Annotated in this window: 3 protein-coding genes; all 3 read right to left on the reverse strand. The window is 72.0% G+C overall.

Going from position 1 to position 3,309, the window contains the following annotated elements; translation table 11 throughout:
* Positions 1-83 precede the first annotated feature (83 nt).
* Positions 84-1,472: a class II 3-deoxy-7-phosphoheptulonate synthase gene (locus tag MXD58_RS23445; RefSeq protein WP_248837241.1), complete on the reverse strand. Its 1,389-nt coding sequence runs from the start codon at positions 1,470-1,472 to the stop codon at positions 84-86.
* Positions 1,473-1,528: 56 nt separating this feature from the next.
* Positions 1,529-2,554, reverse strand: coding sequence for a 6-phosphofructokinase (locus MXD58_RS23450; protein WP_248837240.1), 1,026 nt, complete (start codon positions 2,552-2,554; stop codon positions 1,529-1,531).
* 127 nt (positions 2,555-2,681) lie between these two features.
* The gene (locus MXD58_RS23455; protein ID WP_248837239.1) at positions 2,682-3,215 is read right to left on the reverse strand and encodes a polyadenylate-specific 3'-exoribonuclease AS; all 534 of its coding nucleotides are present in this window, start codon (positions 3,213-3,215) and stop codon (positions 2,682-2,684) included.
* Positions 3,216-3,309: the final 94 nt, after the last annotated feature.

The raw sequence follows: 3,309 nt of genomic DNA on the forward strand, positions 1-3,309 counted from the left end.
CCACGGAGCCGGCGGCCGCCACGGAGCCGGCGGCCGTCGACGCGGCCGAACAGGGCCCGGGCCGCCGCTGAGACGGCAGCCGGTCAGGCCGGGAGGCTGCGCGGCGGGAGGCTGTCCCGGCCGGTGGCGACCACGCGGTCAAGCTGGGCGTGCTGGAGCATCTCGGCCACGAGGAAGGCCAGCTCCAGCGCCTGGGAAGTGTTCAGCCGCGGGTCGCAGGCGGTCTCGTAGCGCCCGCCGAGGTCGTCCTCGCCGATCAGCTCGGCGCCACCGAGGCACTCGGTGACGTTCTCGCCGGTCAGCTCGATGTGCAGGCCACCCGGGTGGGTACCCAGGGCCTTGTGCACCTCGAAGAAGCCGAAGACCTCGTCGAGGACGTCGTCGAAGTGGCGGGTCTTGATGCCGGAGACGTCCCGGGTGTTGCCGTGCATCGGGTCGCAGGACCAGACGACCGGCGGGCCGGCGGCGTTGACCTTCTCGATGATCGGCGGCAGCGCGTCCCGGATCCGGCCGACGCCCATCCGGGAGATCAGCGTGAGGCGGCCGGGGATGTGCTGCGGGTTGAGCCGCTCGGCGAGCTCGAGGACCTCGTCGGGGCTGGCCTTCGGGCCGATCTTGCAGCCGATCGGGTTGCCCACCCGGGAGAGCAGGTCGACGTGGGCGCCGTCGAGGTCACGGGTCCGCTCGCCGATCCAGATCATGTGGGCGGACAGGTCGTACGGCGCACCGGTGGCGTCCTCGACCCGGGTCAGCGCCCGCTCGTATTCCAGCAGCAGGCCCTCGTGGCTGGTGAACAGCTCCACGCCGGTCAGCGCGGCGGTGCGGTCAAGGTCGATGCCACAGGCGGCCATGAAGGCCAGCGCCCGCTCGATGTTGGTCGCCATCGCCTCATAGCGCCGGCCGGCGGCCGAGTCGCGCACGAACGCCTTGTTCCACTCGTGGACCTTCTGCAGGTCAGCGAAGCCGCCGGTGGCAAACGCGCGGACGAGGTTGAGGGCGACCGCGCTCTGGTGGTATGAGGCGACCATGCGCATCGGGTCGGGCCGCCGGGCCGCCGCCGTCGCGGCGATGTCGTTGACGGCATCGCCACGGTAGGACGGCAGGCCCGTGCTCGACTCGATGTCGGCCGAGCGCGGCTTGGCGTACTGGCCGGCGATGCGGGCGACCTTCACCACCGGCGTGGACGCCCCGTAGGTGAGCACGACCGCCATCTGCAGCAGTGTCTTCACCTTGTCGCGGATCTTGTTGGCGGTGTTCGCCGCGAACGTCTCGGCGCAGTCGCCGCCCTGCAGCAGAAAGGCCTCGCCGCGGGCGACCATCGCGAGCCGGTCGGTCAGCGAGCGCACCTCGGGCGCCGTGACCAGCGGCGGAAGCGCCGCGAGCTGGTCATACGCGGCCTGCAGCTCCACCGGATCGGGCCACGACGGCTGCTGCTTGGCCGGGAGGGTCCGCCAGACGTCCAATGCGCTCACGAGACACAAGGGTACGGGCCCGACGCGGCGAAGAAGCGATGTACACCCAACGGCTTCTATCCGAAGAAGATCTGCGCCTCTTCGTAGAGTTCCTCGGGCACCGTCTTGAGCTCGCGGGTCCCCTCCGCCAGCGGTACCCGGTCGATGCGGGTCCCGTGCAGGGCGACCATCACGCCGAAGTCGCCCTCGTGCACGGCGTCGATGGCGTGCAGACCGAAGCGGGTGGCGAGCCAGCGGTCGAACGCGCTCGGCGTGCCGCCGCGCTGCAGGTGGCCGAGCACCGTGGCGCGGGCGTCACGGCCGGTGCGGCCGTGAATCTCGGTCTCCAGCATCGAGGCGACGCCGTGCAGGCGGACGTGGCCGAACGCGTCGAGTTCGTCCGCCTTGGTGACCATGGTGCCGGCGATGGGCGTGGCCCCCTCCGCGGCGACGATGATCGGCGCGTAGTGGGTGGCGAAACGTGCCTCGACGAACGCGCAGACCTTGTCGACGTCGAAGGGCCGCTCGGGGATGAGGATGACGTTGGCGCCGCCGGCCATGCCGCTGTGCAGCGCGATCCAGCCGGCGTGACGGCCCATCACCTCGACGATGAGCACCCGGTGGTGGCTCTCCGCCGTGGTGTGCAGCCGGTCGATCGCCTCGGTGGCGATGTTGACGGCGGTGTCGAAGCCGAAGGTGTAGTCCGTCGCGGACAGGTCGTTGTCGATGGTCTTCGGCACGCCCACGATCGGCACGCCCTCGGCGTGCAGCCGGGCGGCGACACCGAGGGTGTCCTCGCCGCCGATGGCGATGAGCGCGTCGACCTCGGCCGCGGCGAGGTTCTCCCGGATCAGCGCCGGGCCGTCCACGGCCGCATAGGGATTCGTCCGGCTCGAGCCGAGGATCGTTCCGCCGCGCGGCAGGATGCCGCGGACAGCCTGGATGTCCAGGCGCACGGTGTCGCCGGTCAGCGGCCCGCGCCAGCCGTCCCGGAAGCCCACGAAGCTGTGTCCGTAGACGCCCTCGCCCTTGCGGACGACGGCGCGGATCACCGCGTTCAGCCCGGGGCAGTCGCCCCCTCCGGTCAGTACGCCGATCCTCATCGCGGCTCCTCCTGTCGCGTCCACGCCGCCCCCGCCGCGGCAGCGTAACGGCCGGTCGGCACGTACGGTTGACTAACCGATTGCCAGGCGTGGCGAGACAGGCGCTGACGGTCGTGAGACCACCCGGTCAGGACTGGGCCGAGGGCCGCGCCACCGCCGACCGGGCCCGCAGCGGCGCGAGGACCTCCCAGCGGGCGAGGTTGTGCACGGCATCCGCGAGGGCGTCATGGGCGTTGGCCGGGGCGGGGGGCAGCGGCGGGCGGCCGAGATCCTCCCAGAGCTGGCGCAGGTCGCGGGTGAACCGCGGCAGCTTGGCGGGCAGGTCGGTCATTGTCCCGAACAGCTGGCAGAGCACCACATGGTCGTAGGCGCCGAACCAGGCCCACAGCTCCGGCGCGCCGTCGGCGGTCAGCAGCTCGGCAATCTCGGAGCGGATCCGGGCCCGGGAGCGCCAGGCCGGGTCGGCCGGCGGCGGCAGCTGGTCGAGGACGTTGCGACGCACCCACGGCACCGCCCACGACGGGTCGAACTCCGTCGACACGGCGTAGTAGCGCCGTGTGCCGTCCTCACTCACGATACCGATGCTGACGAGGTCGAGCCAGAGATGCCCGGCCTCGCGACGCTCGATGAACTCTGTGTCATAGAAGAAACGCGTGCCCACCCGCTCAGTCTCCCCCACCCTGGCCGCCGGGCGGCCGGGCCTGTCGGCGCCGCCACGGACGCAGCACGGCGGCGAGGGCGGCGGCGGTCACCGC

Source organism: Frankia sp. AgKG'84/4 (assembly GCF_023242965.2).
In the GTDB taxonomy this organism is placed as follows: domain Bacteria; phylum Actinomycetota; class Actinomycetes; order Frankiales; family Frankiaceae; genus Frankia.

Bases quoted from the DNA above. Each gene is read 5' to 3' on its own strand.
- MXD58_RS23450 (WP_248837240.1), bottom strand. From the start codon at position 2,554: ATGAGGATCGGCGTACTGACCGGAGGGGGCGACTGCCCCGGGCTGAAC.